Source organism: Rhizobium sp. 01N48, from assembly GCF_056399145.1.
On sequence record NZ_JBFTQT010000006.1, the window covers coordinates 67492 to 84798 of the forward strand.

Below are 17307 nucleotides of genomic sequence, written 5' to 3' on the forward strand. Positions count from 1 at the left end.
GCGAGAGCTCTGTTTTTAAACGAGTTATCGTACGCGGGGTCTCGTGAGACCCGGCCGCGATCCTTAGGTAAACGCAGTTAAGGGAGGGTAAAAGTGCAACAACGAGATCGCCCAATGCGCGCTTCTGACTAAGGCAGGTGCGGCGCATCTGCGCTAGCGGATCGCACGGAGTGTTTACCCCTTGACCCTTTCCATCCCCGGATCATAAAGCGGCGTCAGCGACACCCTGCACGGCACYCGCACCCGCGCGACATCGAGCTCATAGCTGCCCGACAGCACGAATTCCTCGCTCACACCTTCGGCGTTGCGCACATAGCCATAGCCGATCGGCTTGCCCACGGTGTAGCCGAAGCCACCGCTCGAGAGCCAGCCGACGCGCTTGCCATCGCGGTAGATCGTCTCGCGGCCGAGCAGCACCACGTCGGGATCATCAGGCACGAAGCAGGCGAGCATCTTCTTGACGCCCGACGCCAGCTGTCGCTCGATCGCCTCGCGGCCGCGAAACGGCGTGGTCTTCTTCGTCTTCACCGCCCAGCCGAGCCCGGCTTCGATCGGCGTATGGTCAGGCCCGATATCCGAGCCCCAGGCGCGATAGCCCTTTTCCAGCCGGCAGCTCTCGATCGCGCGATAGCCGGCATTGACGAGATGCAGCGGAGCGCCCGCCGCCATCAGCGCGTCATAGGCGGTCGTGGCGTATTCGATCGGCACATGCAGCTCGTAGCCGAGCTCGCCGACATAGGTGATGCGCAGCGCTCTGACCGGGCAGCCGGCGATGCCGATGGTTTTCACGCGGCCGAAGGGGATGGCGGCGTTGGAGACGTCGCTGCTTGTGACCTTTTCCAGCACCGCGCGCGCATTCGGCCCCATCAGCGCCAATACCGAATAGGCCGAGGTCACGTCGACCAGTTCGGCATGCAGATCGTCTGGAATATTGCGGGCTATCCAGTCGAAGTCGTGGGTCGCGAAACCGGTGCCGGTAACGATGTAATATTCGTCCTCGGCGATGCGCGCGCAGGTGAGGTCGCATTCGATGCCGCCCTTGTCGTTCAGCATCTGCGTGTAGACGAGCGAGCCCACCGGCCTGGCCACATCGTTGGCTGCGATCCAGGAGAGTGCTTTTTCCGCGTCGCGGCCCTTCAGCGTGAACTTGGCAAACGAGGTCTGGTCGAAAATCACCGCCGCCTCGCGCACCGCCCTGTGCTCGCGGCCCACCGCCTCGAACCAGTTCTGCCTCTCGTAGCTGTAGACGTCCTTAGGTTCCTCGTTGGCGAAGAGATCGGCGAACCAGTTCGGCCGCTCCCAGCCGAGCTTTTCGCCGAAGCACGCGCCCTGCGCCTTCAGCCGGTCGTAGAGCGGCGATTTGCGGCAGGGGCGGCCGCTGGAATATTCCTCGAAGGGGAAGGCCAGCGTGTAGTGCTTACCGTAGGCTTCCAGCGTGCGGGTGCGCACCCAGTCGGTGTCGAAATGCGGGCGGCCGAAGCGGCGGATATCGACCGGCCAGAGATCGTAGGGCGGCTCGCCCTTGAAAACCCACTCCGCCAGCGCCATCCCCGCGCCACCGGCTGATGCGATGCCGAAAGCGTTGAAGCCGGCGCCGACGAAGAAGTTCTTGAGCTCCGGCGCTTCGCCCAGAATGAAGTTGCCATCAGGCGTAAAGCTCTCCGGCCCGTTCAGCAGCTGCTTGACGCCGACATTCTCAAGCGCCGGCACGCGGCCGAGCGCCTGCTCCATGATCTGCTCGAAATGGTCGAAATTGCTGTCGAGCAGCGTGTAGTGGAAGCCATCGGGAATGCCCGACGTCGCCCAGGGGATCGGGTTCGGCTCATAGCCGCCCATCACGATGCCGCCTACCTCCTCCTTGTAATAGGTCAGCCGGTCGGGATCGCGCAGCGTCGGCAGGTTGGAGGGCACGCCGAAGGATTCGGTGATGATGTACTGGTGCTCGACCGAGACCAGCGGCACGTTGACGCCGAAGCGCGCTGCGAAATTGCGCGTCCATTGCCCGGCGCAGACGACGACGCGCTCGCATTCGATGCGGCCCTGCTCGGTGATGACAGCGCGGATGCGGCCCTTGTCGATCTCGAGGTCGATCACCTCCGTATCCTCGAAGATCGAAACGCCCGCCATGCGCGCCCCCTTGGCGAGCGCCTGCGTGATGTCGGAAGGATTGGCCTGGCCGTCGGTCGGGAGATAGGCGGCGCCGATCAGGTCGTCTGTTGTCATCAGCGGCCAGAGATCGAAGGCTTCCTGCGGCGTCAGAAGCTGCATGTCGAGCCCGAAGGATTGCGCCGTGGTCGCCTGCCGCTTCACCTCGGTCCAGCGTTCCTCGTTGCAGGCAAGCCGCAGGCCGCCATTCATCTTCCAGCCGGTGCCGAGCCCGGTCTCGGCCTCCAGCCGCTTGTAGAGATCGACGGAATAGCCGAGCAGCTGGGTGATGTTGGCGCTGGTCCTGAGCTGGCCGACAAGGCCGGCAGCATGGAAGGTGGTGCCCGAGGTCAGCTTCTTGCGTTCCAATAGCACGGTATCCGTCAAGCCGAGCTTGCCGAGGTGATAGGCCGTCGAGCAGCCGATGATGCCGCCGCCGATGACGACAACCTTGGCGGTCTTGGGCAATTCCTTCACCATGTCATTGATCCTGTTCGGCATAGGCGCGCTCGAAGCGCGCGCGGTTTTCGGCGGTATAGGCGGCGTAGTCGAAGTCGATGGTCGAATGGATTTCCGACACCATGCTCCACAGCATCTCGCGTAAGAGAGAGGCGCATTTCATCGCCTGGTAGCGCCGCCAGAGATCCGGCATCAGCGGCATCTGGTAATAGGCCTCCAGCATCGCCCGCTCAGCCTGTTCGGAAAACTCGTTGTTGGAAGCGAGGCCGCCGAGGTCGAAGAGAGGCGTGTTGAAGCCGGCATAATCCCAGTCGATCAGCCAGAGCCTCTTGCCGTCGTCGAGAAAATTGGCGGCCAGCATGTCGTTGTGGCCGAAGGCGATCTCGAACGGCCCGGTCGCCTGCTCCAGCCGCTCCGCCTTGGTCAGAAGATCGGAAAACAGCTGATGATAGGGGCTGCCGGCAGCATCGAGCGTCGCGATATAGTCGCGTACCACGTGAAACACCCAGAAGATCGTGGCCGTGCCGCGAAATTCGCGTGCGATATCGTGATGGCAGGCGCGCACCAGCGGGATCACGCGCTCCAGCGTCCCGGCGTCGCGCAAGTCCTCGGGCGTCAGCGCTCTTGACTCGATGTAGTCGAGCACCAGCACGCCCGGCGCATGGTGGATCACCGCGGGCGAGAGCCCCGCCGCATGCGCCGCCTTGCTCGCCGCGAGCTCGTTCGATCGGCTGATGTGATGAACGGGGATATCGTCGCCCAGCCGCACGACCCGCTTCAGCGCGCCGTCGCGGACCAGATAGTTGCGGTTGGTGATGCCTCCCGTGATCGCCGAGATATCGATCGGACCATTCCATATGCCAAGCGCATGTATCCGGTCTTCAGGCGTCACGCTGTCCCCCTCGCGGCCTATCCTATTGAAATCTTGGCCAGAGCGGGCGCCGCTGTCAAGCGGGGTAAATCGCCGGGCTAGATCGTCGAGCCCGCGCCGTCGAAGACATGACAGCGCGCCGGGTCGAAATAGGCGGTGACATTGGCGCCGCGCTCCACCTTCTGCTGCCCGTCGAGCGCGATCGTCAGCTGCTGCTTGTCCGGCGTCGTCGTGTAGAGCATCGTCGCGCCGCCGAGGTTTTCCAAAAGGTCGATGTTGACTGAAGACAGCGCGATACCGCCCTTGTCGATCAGCGACAGATGCTCCGGGCGGATGCCGAAGGTCACGCTTTCTCCGGCTTGTGCCGAGACGCGGCGCGGCAGCCGCACGCTGTTGCCGCAGACGTTGATCGTTGTCTCGTTGCCGCCGACGCTTTCGATCTTGCCCTGCAGGAAATTCATCTTCGGGCTGCCGATGAAGCCGGCGACGAAACGGTTGGCGGGGTTGTTGTAGAGGTCGAGCGGCGCGCCCACCTGCTCGATGCGGCCGGAGTTCAGCACCACGATCTTGTCGGCCATGGTCATGGCCTCCACCTGATCGTGGGTGACGTAGATCATCGTATTCCCCAGGCTGCGATGCAGCCGGGAAATCTCGACACGCATCTGCACGCGCAGTTCCGCGTCGAGGTTGGAGAGCGGCTCGTCGAACAGGAAGATGCGCGGCTCGCGCACGATGGCGCGGCCGATCGCGACGCGCTGCCGCTGCCCGCCTGAGAGCGCCTTCGGCTTGCGCTGCAACAGCTTCTCGATCTGCAATATCTGTGCTGCCCGCTGCACCTTCGGCTCGATGTCGGCCTTCTTGTAGCCCGCCGTCTCCAGCCCGAAGGCGAGGTTCTTGTAGACCGACATGTGCGGATAGAGCGCGTAGGACTGGAACACCATGGCGATCCCGCGCTTGGCGGGCGCCACCTCGTTCATCCGCTCGTTGTCGAGCATCAGCGCGCCGCCGGAGATTTCCTCTAGCCCGGCGATCATACGAAGCAGCGTGGACTTGCCGCAGCCGGACGGGCCGACGAAGACGACGAATTCGCCTGGATCGATCGCCAGATCGATGCCGTGGATGACGTCAAGCGCGCCATAGCGTTTCTCGACCTTCTGAAGAACGACGCTTGTTGCCATCTCTTGGGTTTCCTTATCTCGTTCTTGTCTGTCCGTTACCGGGTTCTTGCGCGCCAGTCGGCGTATTTCGGGCTGTCGGGTCCGACAGGCAGGGCGATGTCCTGGCCGCTGTCCGACGATTGATAGATGGCGGTCACCAGCTCCAGCGCCCGCCGCGCATCCGCGGTGCTCACGGGCAGCGGGCCGTTGCCTTCCAGATGGGCGTGGAAATGCGCCATCTGCGTGGTGAAGCGTGGTGCCACCGGCTGCCAGTCGCCGATCACGGCGTCGATCCGGCGCTGCACCTCGTCATTGGCGGCAAGGATCGTCCATGGGTCCTTGCCGGGCGAATAGGCCTCGTGGTTGCTCTCGAAGGTGACGTTCTCGAAATGCAGCCTGAGCCGGCTGATTTCCTGCTGCGAGCCGAGCGTGCAGGAAAGCGAGACGAAGGCGCCATTCTCCATTTGCAGGCTCGCCGAGGCGCAGTCCTCGACCTCAATGTCGTTGACGCGGGTCGCGACACGGCCGAAGACGCGCTTAGCCGGTCCCATCAGGTGCAGCAGCATGTCGTGCGGGTGCAGCGCATGCGTCACCAGCACGCCGCCGAGCTCGGTTGCCCACTTGCCGCGCCAGGGAACGGCGTAATAGGCAGGCGTGCGCAGCCAGAAGGTCTCGACCGAGCCCATATAGGGCTTGCCCGCGATCCCCGCCTCGATGATCCGCTTCGCCTTCTCCACGCCGTCGCCGTAGCGATACTGGAAGATCGGCATCAGCACGCCCTTGGCGGTCTTTTCGACGCGCATGATCTCGTCGACGCCGGATAGCGATCCGGTGAGCGGCTTCTCGCAGATGACGTGCTTGCCCGCCTGAAGGGCAGCCACCACCTGCTCGAGATGGATGCCCGGCGGCGTGCAGATGTCCACGATGTCGATGCTCTCGTCGGCGAGAACCTCGGCAAACGAGGTGGTGCGTCCGGCGATCCCGAACTCGTCGGCCACTTCGGCAAGGCGTGCTTCGTTGAGGTCGCAGAGAACAGCCACCTCGAACTTGTCGGGATGCGGCAGATAGCCTTCGACGATATGCGAGCGTCCGATGCCGCAGCCGATGATCGCAACTCTCTTTATGCTCATGGGGTAGGTCTCTTTGGCATGTTCATTGCGGCCGGCCTCAACGCTTCATGCCCGTCGTGGCGATGCCGTCGATCAGCAGCCGCTGGAAGAACAGGAAGAAGAAGAACACTGGCACCAGCGTCAGCGTCGACATGGCGAACAGCCCGCCCCAGTCCGATGTGCTGCTCGAATCGACGAAGGTGCGCAGGCCGAGCTGGATCGTGTAGGTGTCCATGTCGTTGAGGTAGATCAGCGGCCCGAAGAAATCGTCCCAGGTCCAGATGAAGGAGAAGATCGCCGCCGTCGCCAGCACAGGCAGCGATAGCGGCAGCATGATCTTCCAGTAGATCCGCCAGGCGCTGCAGCCGTCCATCATCGCCGCCTCGTCAAGCTCGCGCGGGATCCCGCGGAAGAACTGCACCATCAGGAAAATGAAGAAGGCGTCGCTGGCGAGAAACTTCGGCACGACCAGCGGCAGGATGGTGTTCACCCAGCCGAGGTTGAGAAACAGCACATATTGCGGGATCAGCGTCACGTGATAGGGGATCATCAGCGTGCCGAGCATGATCGCGAACCAGAAGTTCCGCCCGGCAAAGCGCAGCCGCGCGAAAGCATAGGCCGCCAGCGAACAGGCCACCACATTGCCGGTCACCGTCAGCAGCGAAATCACCAGCGAGTTCCAGAAGAAGCGCCCGAAGGTGATGTCGAGCCCGCTCCAGCCGCGCACGTAGGATGTGAAATCGATTGACGACGGAATGAGCGAGGTGGACGAGAAGATCTCGTTTTCCGGCCGAACCGAGGCCGACACCATCCACAAGAGCGGATAGAGCATCAGCAGCGAGGCCATGATCAGCAGCGTGTGCACGACGATCGAGGCCGGCAGGCTGCGCTTGGTGATGTCGGATGGCGGCGCGGCGACCGCGGATGTGATCCCGTTAGTCATCGTAATGCACCCAGTAGCGTGAGGACAGGAACGAGAAGGCGGTGAACACGGCGATGATCAGCACCAGGATCCATGCAAGAGCGGACGCATAGCCCATGCGGAAGTTCCCGAACGCCTCCTGATAGAGATAGAGCGTGTAGAACAGCGTCGAATTGATCGGCCCGCCCGACCCGCCGGAGATGATGAAGGCAGGCGTGAACGCCTTGAAGGCGTCGATCGTCTGCACCACGGCGTTGAAGAAGATGACGGGCGTCAGCAGCGGCAGGGTGATCTTGTAGAACTGCCGGAACTTCGAAGCCCCGTCGAGGCTGGCCGCCTCGTACATGTCGGTCGGGATCTGGCGGAGACCTGCGAGGAAGATGATCATCGGCGAGCCGAACTGCCAGACGCTGAGCGCCACCAGCGTATAGATCGAGTAGCTCGGATGCGAGATCCAGCTCGGTCCCTGGATGCCGATGTGCGAGAGCGCGGCGTTGACCAGGCCGTCACCGGCAAAGAGCTGCCGCCACAGAACGGCGATCGCCACGCTGCCGCCGAGCAGCGACGGGAGATAGAAGACGGCGCGGTAGAAGGTCAGCCCCCGCACCCCCTTGTTGAGCGCCATCGCCACCAGGAGCGCGAAGATCAGCTTGAACGGCACCGACAAGACCACATAGGTCAGCGTCACCTTCATTGCCGCCGCGAACTTCGGGTCCGCGGTGGTGATGCGCACATAGTTCGCAGCCCCCACCCATTCGGGCGAGCGGATCATGTCGAAATCCGTGAAGGACAGGTAGAGCGACACCAGCGCCGGCCCGAGCGTCAGCCCCAAGAAGCCGAGCAGCCATGGAAGAAGAAAGAGATATCCCGGTCCGTTGGCGGCAAGGAGGCGTCGCCAACGGCTGTCGGCGACCACTCCCTGATATTGCTCCGCCGTCGCGGCCCGGTCAGCCGTCGCGCGCATCGCATTGCTCATGTCGGTCAACCCCGCGCGAGAAGGCGCGTGATCTCGTCGACAAGCTGTTTGCCGGCATCGGCTGGCGTGACCTGGCCGAAGGCGACCTGCTCGGCAAGCTGGCGCAGAACGGTCTGGCCTTCGCCGGCGCCTGAAGGAGGCGGTGGCGGCAGCGGCCCGGCGAGATCGCCGAGATTGGCCACATAGTTCAGCGGGATCTTGCCGACATCATCGAGCATGCCGGCCACGACGTCACGCATCGCCTTCGATTCCGGGATACCGCGCTCGACATCGAGCACCTTGGCGGCTTCAGGATCCTTGACGAAGAAGTTGACGTAGTCGACAGCCTGTTCGAGCGCCTTGGACTGCGCCGAGACCGAGAAGAACATCGACGGCTTGCGGTAGTGGCCGCCCTTCGAGTCCGCCTTGATCAGCGGGTAGTTGTTTAGCGTCAGCTTGTCCTTGACCACGGCCTGGAAGCCGACGAATTGGTTGCTGTGCGCATAGTCGATCGCGGCCTTGCCGAGCGTCAGCGGCGCGGTGTCGATCGTGTCCTTGTAGAGCGCCTGCACATCGGGCGGCACGCAGGCTTGCGCCTCGCGGAACTTGGCCCACATGTCGAACCATTCGGAGGCGTCGTCGGCGCCGAAGGCGATCTTCGAATCCGCCGTGTAGAGCGCCTTGCCACGCTGACGCACGTAGTTTTCGAACAGCGGCTCCGCGCCACTGCCGTCGGCAAAGCCGAAGAAGCCCTTGCGTTTGCCCGCCTTGGTGATCTCGGCGCCCATCTTGCCGAGCTCTTCCCAGGTCGTCTTGTTGGTCGGCATCTCGACGCCGGCTTCCTGCAGCGCCACCGTGTTGACGACGGTTGCCGCCGAATTGGCGCCGAGGCTGACGCCATAGAGATGACCGTCGACCTTGCCGCCCTCGATCTGCGCCGGATCGAAATCGTCGAGATTGAGCTTCGACGGCATGTAGGATTCAAGCGGCGCAAGCGCGCCGCGCCGCGCATATTCGACGATATAGCGGTAATCCATCTGGATCACGTCGGGTGCGTTGCGGCCGGCGACCTGGGTCGCCAGACGCGGCCAGTAATCGCTCCAGCCCAGGAACTCGCCTGTTATCGACGTGCCTGAATTCTTGGCCTTGTAGAGATCCGAAACCTTGTTGGTGCGGTCGGCGCGCGGTTGCGAACCCCACCACAAGAGCCGCAGTCGGGCATCGGCGGCAAAAGCCCTTGGCCCCAGTGCGGACAGCGAAAGAAGCGTGGCTCCCCCCGCAACGAAATTGCGTCTGCTCACACGAAACGTCATCTGTTTTTCCTCCTCCCTTGGGGAGCGCCTCCACACGCTCCCGGCTGGTTTCTCTTGCAACAAATAACTATTTGGTTACAAGCTATGAAGAAGCACCGGGACTGTCAAGCGACATGTGGCGGCGGGATCATCAGGCTTGGTTTTTTACAATCTGTTCATAAACAACTATGAGCGCGAGGTTCAAAGGAAAGGGTAGTAGGGATGGATGGCAGCGGAGAGAAGAAACCGGCCAAGCGGCGTTCACAAGAGCGCGTCCTGCAGCGCGATCCCGAGCGAACGCGCGCCGCCATTCTCGAAGCCGCGACCCGGGAGTTCGCCGAAAATGGCATGGGCGGCGCCCGTGTCGATGCCATCGCCGAGCGTGCCGGCACCAACAAGCGCATGCTCTATCACTACTTCGGCGACAAGGAGCAGCTTTATCTGCATGTGCTGGAGGAAGCCTATGTCGGTATCCGCACCGCCGAGCGCGAGCTCCATATCGGCGACCGCAGCCCGGAGGAGGGGATTGCCGAGCTCGCGCTCTTCACCTGGCGCTATTTCCTCAGGCACCCCGAATTCCTGAGCCTGCTCGGCACCGAAAACCTGCACCGCGCCCGCTGGCTGCGCCAGTCGGTGCGGCTGAAGGAGCTGCATTCGCATCTGATCGTCGAACTGACCGAGGTGCTCGATCGCGGCAAGAAAACGGGCGTCTTCATCGATGCCGCCGATCCGCTGAACGTCTATCTGACCATCGCCTCGCTCGGCTATTTCTACATTTCCAACCAGTACACGCTCTCGACGATCTTCGGCCGCGACCTTGCCGATTCCGGGAATCTCGACGCCTGGGAACGCCATATCGTTCACGTCACGCTTGCCTCGATCAAAGCCTGATCGCTGAAATTTAGCCCCGGCTATTGACAGCGCCGCTTCTCCTCTGCCATCAAGTAACTGTTTGGTTACTGGCCGGGAGGAGCCGCGCGGCATCGCGCGTCCGGCATTGCAACACGGTTTTGCAGGGAGGCAGACATGGCACGTCTAGGAATAATTCTGCACGGCGTAACGGGCCGCATGGGCTACAATCAGCACCTCGTCCGCTCGATATTGGCGATCCGCGATCAGGGTGGCCTGACGCTGAAGTCAGGCGAAAAGCTCGAGATCGACCCCATCATCGTCGGCCGCAACGCCGCCAAGATGGAAGAGCTGGCGAAGCGCCACGGCATCAAGCGCTGGTCGACCGACCTCGACGCGGCGCTCAAGAATCCCGACGACCAGATCTTCTTCGATGCCGGCACCACGCTGATGCGCGCCGAACTCCTGTCGCGGGCGCTCGATGCCGGCAAGCATGTCTATTGCGAAAAGCCGATCTCGGATGATCTCGAAGTCGCCATTGCGCTCGCCCGCAAGGCGCGCGGCTCGGGTCTCAAGCATGGCGTCGTGCAGGACAAGCTCTTCCTGCCCGGCCTGCGCAAGCTGGCGCTGCTGCGCGACAGCGGCTTCTTCGGCAAGATCCTCTCCGTGCGCGGCGAGTTCGGCTATTGGGTCTTCGAAGGCGATTGGGGTGTGCCAGCGCAGCGCCCGTCCTGGAACTACCGCAAGGCAGATGGCGGTGGCATCATTCTCGACATGCTCTGCCACTGGCGCTACGTGCTCGACAATCTTTTCGGCGAGGTCAAGTCGGTCTCCTGCCTCGGCGCCACCCATATCGGCACCCGCGTCGACGAACAGGGCAAGCCCTATCATTGCGACACCGATGACGCCGCCTATGCCACTTTCGAGCTCGAGGGCGGGGCGATCGCCCATATCAATTCGTCCTGGGCGGTGCGCGTGCGCCGCGACGATCTCGTCACCTTCCAGGTCGACGGCACCCACGGATCGGCCGTCGCCGGGTTGACGAAATGCTGGACCCAGCACCGCGTCAACACGCCAAAGCCCGTCTGGAACCCCGACCAGCCGCAGACGATCGATTTCTACAAGACCTGGGACGAGGTGCCGGACACGCAGTCCTTCGATAACGGCTTCAAGGTGCAGTGGGAGATGTTCCTGCGCCATGTCGCCGAGGACGCGCCCTGGCCTTACGGTCTGGAGGCCGGCGCCAAGGGTGTGCAGCTAGCCGAACTCGGGCTGAAATCCTGGGCCGAACGCCGCTGGCTCGATGTGCCGGCGCTGGAGTTCTGAGCCATGCCTGATATAGCGCGCTATACACTCATGGTGATCGCGCCTGTTGTCCCGCACGAGAGCGGGGCCTGGCAAACATGGTAGACGATCTATCCATCAACCTCGCGACCATTCGCGAGCAATGTGGCTTCGCCGAAGCGGTCGATCTCTGCCTGAAGCACGGCATCACCTCGATCGCCCCCTGGCGCGATCAGGTCGCCAAGGTCGGGCTCGACGAGGCGGTGCGCATCGTCCGCCAAAACGGCATCAAGCTCACCGGCCTCTGCCGCGGCGGCTTCTTTCCGGCAGCCACGGCGGCGGACCGCCAATCCGCGATCGACGACAACAAGCGCGCTGTCGATGAGGCAGCCGCTCTGGGCGCCGATTGCCTCGTGCTTGTGGTCGGCGGGCTCGCCGGCGGCTCGAAGAATATCGATGAAGCGCGCAACATGGTGGCGGACGGCATCGCCGCCACGCTGCCGCATGCCCGCGCGAGCGGCGTGCCGTTGGCGATCGAGCCGCTGCATCCCATGTATGCCGCCGACCGCTCCTGCGTGAACACGCTCGGCCAGGCGCTCGACATGTGCGAGACGCTGGGCGAGGGGGTGGGCGTTGCGATCGACGTCTACCATGTCTGGTGGGACCCCGATCTGGCACGCCAGATCGCTCGTGCGGGTCAGCTGAAGCGTATTCTCGCGCACCACATCTGCGATTGGCTGGTGCCGACACGGGACATGCTGACCGACCGCGGCATGATGGGCGATGGCGTCATCGACCTGAAGGGCATAAGACGGATGGTGGAGGTATCAGGGTTTTATGGCGCGCAGGAGGTCGAGATATTCTCGGCGCTGAACTGGTGGAAACGCCCGGCCGACGAGGTGATCCGCACCTGCGTCGAGCGCTTCCACGACTGCTGCCGGATCTGATTTGGCAGAACAACATTTTCGTTTCCGCACGCATGAAGGAGGATCATTCGATGGAGAAACGCCGCTTCGCACTGATAGGCACCGGAAATCGCGGAACGACCATGTGGGGCAAGGAATTGCTGGCCGGCTGGCGCGAGCATGTGGATCTGGTGGCGATCGTCGACACCAATTCGCTGCGCGCCGAACGCGCCCGCACCATGATCGGCAGCAACGCCCCGATCTACGAGAATATCGACGCCATGCTCGCCGAACAGCAGGTCGACATGGTCATCGTCTGCACGCCCGATTATACGCATGACGACATCGTTGTGCGGGCGCTGGAAGCGGGCATCGACGTCATCACCGAAAAGCCGATGACCACAGCCGTCGACAAGATCCGCCGCATCCTCGATGCCGAAAAGCGCAGCGGCAAGCGCGTCGACGTCTCCTTCAACTACCGCTACGCGCCGACGGCCGCCAAAATCAAGGAGCTGCTCTCCTCGGGCGAGATCGGCCGCGTCACCTCCGTCGATTTCCACTGGTACCTGGATACCAAGCACGGCGCCGATTACTTCCGCCGCTGGCACGCCTATACGGAAAATTCCGGCAGCCTCTTCGTCCACAAGGCCACCCATCACTTCGATCTCCTGAACTGGTATCTCGACAGCGACCCCGAGGCCGTCACCTCGTTTGCCGACCTGCAGAATTACGGCCGCAAGGGCCCGTTTCGTGGCCCGCGCTGCAAGCTCTGTCCGCACTCAGGCGAGTGCGATTACTACCTCGATCTCGAGGCCGATCCCTTCCTCGACGCGCTCTATGAAGAACCCTCCGAGATCGACGGCTATTTCCGCGATGGCTGCGTCTATCGCGAGGATATCGACATCCCCGACACCATGGTGGTCAGCCTGCGCTACAGGAACAACGTCCACGTCTCCTATTCGCTGAACACCTTCCAGCCGATCGAAGGCCACCACATAGCCTTCAACGGCACCGAGGGGCGGATCGAGCTGCGGCAGTTCGAAAAGCAGCCATGGGAAACGCCGGATGAGGATACGATCCTCCTGATCCGCAATTTTCCGAAGGGCAGGGAGCCGGTCGAGCGCATCGTCGTGCCGCATTTCTCCGGCGGCCACTATGGTGGGGACGACCGCATGCGCAACATGATCTTCAAGCCCGGCATGGAAGACCACCTCGGCCAGCGCGCCGGCACCCGCGCCGGCGCCATGTCGGTGCTGACGGGGATCGCGGCGCTGTCGAGTGCGCGCAGCGGCAAGGTGGTCAAGATCGCCGATCTGATGCCGGAGCTGACGGGCGGCGATGCAAGCCCGGGCCTGAAGGCCGGTTGATGAATGCTGATGGCGAAAGGCCGGCAGATCGTTGCCGGCGCTAGCGTCTCCTCAGGCGCCGACGGCGACCGCTTCCTTCGCCGCCGCGACCTCGATCATCGCAACCCAGTTGCGCGCGATCTGAAGACCGCTGGCATCGGCCGCAGCGCCATCCACGGGAGCGAGATCGGGATGGCGCTCCAGCCAGCCGGGCTCCATGCGCTCGATCGTCGCCTCGAAGCCCGTCTTCCACCCCTCGACCACCGCGCGGCTGGCCTCGAAATGAAACTGCGTGCCATAAGTCGCCCGGCCAAGCCGGAAGGCCTGGTTGCGCACGAGTGGGCTGGTCGCCAGCAGGCAGGCGCCCTCAGGCAAGGTGAACGTATCGCTGTGCCACTCGAAGGTGGTGAAATCGGCATCGAGACCCGAAAGCAGCGGATCGGCCTTTCCCTCGTCCGTCATCTTAACGGGTTTCCAGCCGAACTCCAGCTGCCGGCCGAGATGGTTTTCCGCGCCATAGGCGCGCGCCAGGATCTGCGACCCCAGGCAGATGCCCATCACCGCCTTGCCCGCTTCGCAAAAGCGCTGCATCAGCCGCGCCAACGCGGGCAGATAGGGGTAGTTCGCGTCGTCGAGCGCATCCTGCTCCCCGCCGAGAACGACAAGCGCGTCATGCTCGAAGATGCTCTGCGGCAATCGGCCGTCGAGATAGGGCTGGTAGATGTCGAGCGCGGCATTGGCCTCGGCCAGCGCGATGCCGAGCGAACCCAGCGACGTGTTCTTCATGTTTTCGACCACAACAACCCGCATCGGCATCTCCTGTCTTCCTTTGAGCGACAGGAAGAACACCAAGCCATCGTGCATTGCAATATCCGTTGCGCAGCATCCGGTCACTTCGTAAGCTCGGCGCAACTGGAACGACATGCCCGAAGCCCGACGGAAAGCGCCATGACCGAGAAAAAAGCCCGCGTGACCATTCTTTATTGCACCCAGTGCAACTGGCTGCTGCGCGCCGGCTGGATGGCGCAGGAACTGCTGCAGACCTTCACCGACAGCCTCGGTGAAGTGGCGCTCATCCCCGGCACCGGCGGCAATTTCGAGATCCGCGTCGATGATGAGCTTATCTGGGAGCGCAAGCGCGACGGCGGCTTTCCCGGCCCCAAGGAGCTGAAGCAGCGCATCCGCGATATCATCGACCCCGATCGCGACCTCGGCCACACCGACCGAGCGTCGAAGGAAAGCTGAGCCGTACCCGGCAGGCTCAGCTCGCTCCTAGTCGTAAGGCGAGTTGCAGGTCTTGTAGATCCCCTCATAGGTCACGAAGCGATCCGTCCTGGGATTGTAGCTGCGATATTGATTGCGGCACCAATCGACATGGAAGTTGCGATCGGGCGTGTTCGGCCGCGCGGTCCGCGTCTGTGGCTGCGACGGCTTATAGCGCGTCGGCGGCTGCGGATTATAGTATTGCGGCGCCGGGCCCATTTCGCGCGGGCGATAATAGGTCGGTCCGGTCGCGGTCGGCGGCCGGTAGTTCGGCTGTATGTAGGATGGCGTGAACGATTGCGTCTTGCCGAAGGTGAAGCAGCCGCGAAAATCACACATGGTCTGCACACGCACGATATCTCGATTGCCGATATTTTCGGGAGCGGGCGCCATCGGCATGGCCGAAACCTGGCTGAACGGCATGACGGATAGAATCATAACAACCGGCAATTTCTGAAAAACGCGCATCGCACCATCCTTTTCCTTGAATGACATATAGTGCGCCCGCGCTTTCTTGGCATCGCCCGAAATCCCCGACCGCCCAAAAACCCACCTTTCCCGGCCCTGGCCTCAGACTTTTTTGCGTGGTGTCAGAAAAACTTCAAAAACCCTGTTGACACCAACGGGCCACCCCCGTACATGGCTCTCCGTCGCCCAGATGGCGGAATTGGTAGACGCGCCAGCTTCAGGTGCTGGTACCCGAAAGGGTGTGGAGGTTCGAGTCCTCTTCTGGGCACCATTCCATTTTTGAGAAACATAGATTTCTCAACTATTTCAAGACTTAGCAAGTATCTTCGATACGCTTTCCGGTTCACCGGAAGCCCTCACGGGGCTTGTCTTGAAATGCGCTAGGCTCACTAAAGCCGGAACTTGGCAGTATCGTCGGCGGATACCAACAGCGATCTCCACCATCCTAGATCAAGGCGAATTTGAGCGGTCTCTTGGGGATACTCGCCCGGAGGCATCGAAGGCTTATCCACGGATAGACGTGGAGTTTGACCGACTGGTCGTGGATGCCGCTCGCCTCGCTGTCGAGCCCCCGAAGCCCGATAGCCCCCTCGAGGTTCACCGGGCGGCGCAACGCCTCGCTGAACAATGGGCGAAGCAGCCGGTTTTCGTTGGGGGTCGAGAAGTCGCCGGGGATCATCCTGATGCCGCTGACGTTCTTCGCGAACATCGGGGCCTCCCGCGTTTAAGCCATTTTTAGACTAAGCAACCGCTGCTGCCATCCCCAGGCAAATATCGTCATCTAGAAGAATGCCGCTCGTTAGTCTGGTGACCATCTCGTCATATGAGAACCGCCAGTTCAACGCTCCCGTCCCGTCCGCTTTCGCATGGTTGACCGGATTGAGCTGATAATGCGTCTCTTCCAGCGTCAGCCCATAAACAAATGTTTCAGCAAGCTGATAGTTCTGATCGAAAAAGCTAGGCTGCATAGCGACATTGTAGGTGAGATGGCTTGCGATGAAACGAGCCTCAACACTCGCATAAGCTATACCGGCATATCTCTTGCCTTGGGGCATATCTATCCCGGTGCCGAAGAACTGACGGGCAAGCATTATGCTTAGGTCGTACGCATTGGTATCGTCGCCGCGAGCCGTCAAAATCTCGTACAGGAAGTCATGGAGAAGCTTTTGAGACTTCTTACGCGGCGTGAAATAGGCATCTGCCCTACCGGCCTTGTCTCTTATCGCAAGAGGAAAGAAGAACGGATCTTCATTGGACTTTCGAGAGAACTTAGTGATCGTGAACAGCTTTCCCAAATCGGGCCGCAGTTCAATGATGGTGCCAAGTTCGGACGTGGCTCCGTAGAATATGCTCTCGCCCTTTTCATTAAAGCGGCCTTTGGAAGCGAAGACCGCTGGCGGATAGATAAGTTCCGAAACATTCTGAAAGAGACGTGCGCGCTCGTTCCACCTCGCCCGGTAAATAGCTTCATTTTTGAGGGTGATCGCGCTGAAAATTCCGCCCTCTGTGACGCTCTTCAACAGTGTGGCTCTCGTATCGTCCCCACCTGCACCGATGGGCTTGGCCTTCAATCGCTCAATTTTACGCTTCATCTCAAAATACTTAGGGGATGAAATCTTCATCTCTTTCGCCTCTGCAAAATCAGCGTGGGTCCTTCGCGATTGTCGCTGCTACCGGATTTTCGCACAAGCGGCCAACTACGCCATTGCACCTAAAAGGTGGCTGGCTTAACGTAATGCTGCGGTCCACAATCCCGGAAGCACTCGGAGGGTTGAGACCGCTCTAAGAGACTGAAATAACGGCCGAATTGCCGATTTATTCGGCGGTTCGATTTGGTGCCGGAACACCTCTTCTGGGCACCATTCCATTTTTGAGAAACCTAGATTTCTCAATTAATTTGAGACTTAGCAGGTACATTTCGTACGCTTTCCGGTTCACCGGAAGCCCTCACGGGGCTTGTCTTCATTTGCGTCAGACTTATTGAATCCGAGCCTTTGCATTGTCGTGCCGGATACCAACGGCAATACGGATCATTTCCAGCTGTTGTTCACACTCCTCTTAATCCCCGCGAGGTGCGTGAGAGGGTGAAGCTCACCCAGGCCCAGATGGCGCCGCTGATGGGTATGAGCCTCTCCGGCTACCGCAAGTGGGAGCAAGGTCAGCGTCGCATCAGTGGCCCAGCTGCGGCGTTGTTGAGGGTAATTGAAAAGGAGCCGGATGCCGTGCGCAGGGTTCTGACGGGCAGTGCGCGCTGAGCCAGCGCCCATTCGTTACTGCCTCAT

17 protein-coding genes and 1 tRNA gene are annotated in these 17307 nt (G+C 61.8%); 7 read left to right on the forward strand and 11 right to left on the reverse strand.

Features of this window, described 5'->3' with window-relative positions; all coding sequences use genetic code 11:
* Positions 1-174: 174 nt before the first annotated feature.
* The 7 genes from AC1DOG_RS13505 to AC1DOG_RS13535 all read right to left on the reverse strand — a co-directional run bounded on the left by AC1DOG_RS13505 (position 175) and on the right by AC1DOG_RS13535 (position 8931).
* A complete protein-coding gene (locus tag AC1DOG_RS13505) occupies positions 175-2625 on the reverse strand; it encodes a GcvT family protein (protein ID WP_477928637.1) in 2451 nt (816 codons plus the stop codon).
* Between the two features lies 1 nt (position 2626).
* Positions 2627-3496, reverse strand: a complete 870-nt coding sequence (locus AC1DOG_RS13510; RefSeq protein ID WP_477928639.1) for a phosphotransferase — start codon at positions 3494-3496, stop codon at positions 2627-2629.
* 77 nt (positions 3497-3573) lie between these two features.
* On the reverse strand, positions 3574-4653 hold the full coding sequence (locus AC1DOG_RS13515) for an ABC transporter ATP-binding protein (protein ID WP_018899141.1): 1080 nt from the start codon (positions 4651-4653) through the stop codon (positions 3574-3576).
* Between the two features lie 35 nt (positions 4654-4688).
* Positions 4689-5762, reverse strand: coding sequence for a Gfo/Idh/MocA family protein (locus AC1DOG_RS13520; protein WP_477928642.1), 1074 nt, complete (start codon positions 5760-5762; stop codon positions 4689-4691).
* A gap of 37 nt (positions 5763-5799) precedes the next feature.
* Positions 5800-6684: a carbohydrate ABC transporter permease gene (locus AC1DOG_RS13525; protein ID WP_018899143.1), complete on the reverse strand. Its 885-nt coding sequence runs from the start codon at positions 6682-6684 to the stop codon at positions 5800-5802.
* Positions 6677-7639 carry a carbohydrate ABC transporter permease gene (locus tag AC1DOG_RS13530; protein WP_026283119.1) on the reverse strand — a complete coding sequence of 321 codons (963 nt, stop codon included), beginning with the start codon at positions 7637-7639 and terminating at the stop codon, positions 6677-6679. The genes AC1DOG_RS13525 and AC1DOG_RS13530 overlap by 8 nt, the downstream gene beginning before the upstream one ends.
* Before the next feature lie 5 nt (positions 7640-7644).
* A complete protein-coding gene (locus AC1DOG_RS13535) occupies positions 7645-8931 on the reverse strand; it encodes an ABC transporter substrate-binding protein (RefSeq protein ID WP_477928645.1) in 1287 nt (428 codons plus the stop codon).
* A 201-nt stretch (positions 8932-9132) separates the two neighbouring features.
* Here AC1DOG_RS13535 and AC1DOG_RS13540 point away from each other — a divergent pair, with 201 nt between their 5' ends.
* From AC1DOG_RS13540 to AC1DOG_RS13555, 4 genes are all read left to right on the forward strand, one after another.
* Positions 9133-9801: a TetR family transcriptional regulator gene (locus AC1DOG_RS13540; protein ID WP_477928647.1), complete on the forward strand. Its 669-nt coding sequence runs from the start codon at positions 9133-9135 to the stop codon at positions 9799-9801.
* A 135-nt stretch (positions 9802-9936) separates the two neighbouring features.
* Complete coding sequence (locus AC1DOG_RS13545; protein ID WP_477928649.1) at positions 9937-11085, forward strand: Gfo/Idh/MocA family protein; 1149 nt, start codon at positions 9937-9939, stop codon at positions 11083-11085.
* 77 nt (positions 11086-11162) lie between these two features.
* A complete protein-coding gene (locus tag AC1DOG_RS13550) occupies positions 11163-11990 on the forward strand; it encodes a sugar phosphate isomerase/epimerase family protein (protein WP_477928651.1) in 828 nt (275 codons plus the stop codon).
* Positions 11991-12040: 50 nt separating this feature from the next.
* Positions 12041-13315, forward strand: a complete 1275-nt coding sequence (locus tag AC1DOG_RS13555) for a Gfo/Idh/MocA family protein (RefSeq protein WP_477928653.1) — start codon at positions 12041-12043, stop codon at positions 13313-13315.
* A gap of 51 nt (positions 13316-13366) precedes the next feature.
* Here AC1DOG_RS13555 and AC1DOG_RS13560 read toward each other — a convergent pair whose 3' ends face one another.
* Positions 13367-14104, reverse strand: a complete 738-nt coding sequence (locus AC1DOG_RS13560; RefSeq protein ID WP_477928970.1) for a type 1 glutamine amidotransferase — start codon at positions 14102-14104, stop codon at positions 13367-13369.
* Between the two features lie 138 nt (positions 14105-14242).
* Between AC1DOG_RS13560 and AC1DOG_RS13565 the strand changes: the two genes are divergently transcribed.
* Positions 14243-14539 carry an Rdx family protein gene (locus AC1DOG_RS13565; protein WP_113197242.1) on the forward strand — a complete coding sequence of 99 codons (297 nt, stop codon included), beginning with the start codon at positions 14243-14245 and terminating at the stop codon, positions 14537-14539.
* Between the two features lie 27 nt (positions 14540-14566).
* Here AC1DOG_RS13565 and AC1DOG_RS13570 read toward each other — a convergent pair whose 3' ends face one another.
* Positions 14567-15025, reverse strand: a complete 459-nt coding sequence (locus AC1DOG_RS13570) for a BA14K family protein (RefSeq protein ID WP_477928656.1) — start codon at positions 15023-15025, stop codon at positions 14567-14569.
* 184 nt (positions 15026-15209) lie between these two features.
* On the opposite strand from AC1DOG_RS13570, the gene AC1DOG_RS13575 reads away from it, so the two are divergent.
* A tRNA-Leu gene (locus tag AC1DOG_RS13575) sits at positions 15210-15296 on the forward strand.
* Positions 15297-15470: 174 nt separating this feature from the next.
* Here the strand turns inward: AC1DOG_RS13575 and AC1DOG_RS13580 are convergent.
* Positions 15471-15734, reverse strand: a complete 264-nt coding sequence (locus AC1DOG_RS13580; protein ID WP_477928658.1) for a hypothetical protein — start codon at positions 15732-15734, stop codon at positions 15471-15473.
* Between the two features lie 31 nt (positions 15735-15765).
* Positions 15766-16647, reverse strand: a complete 882-nt coding sequence (locus AC1DOG_RS13585; RefSeq protein WP_477928660.1) for a hypothetical protein — start codon at positions 16645-16647, stop codon at positions 15766-15768.
* 450 nt (positions 16648-17097) lie between these two features.
* Between AC1DOG_RS13585 and AC1DOG_RS13590 the strand changes: the two genes are divergently transcribed.
* Positions 17098-17280 carry a helix-turn-helix domain-containing protein gene (locus AC1DOG_RS13590; RefSeq protein ID WP_477928662.1) on the forward strand — a complete coding sequence of 61 codons (183 nt, stop codon included), beginning with the start codon at positions 17098-17100 and terminating at the stop codon, positions 17278-17280.
* Positions 17281-17307 lie beyond the last annotated feature (27 nt).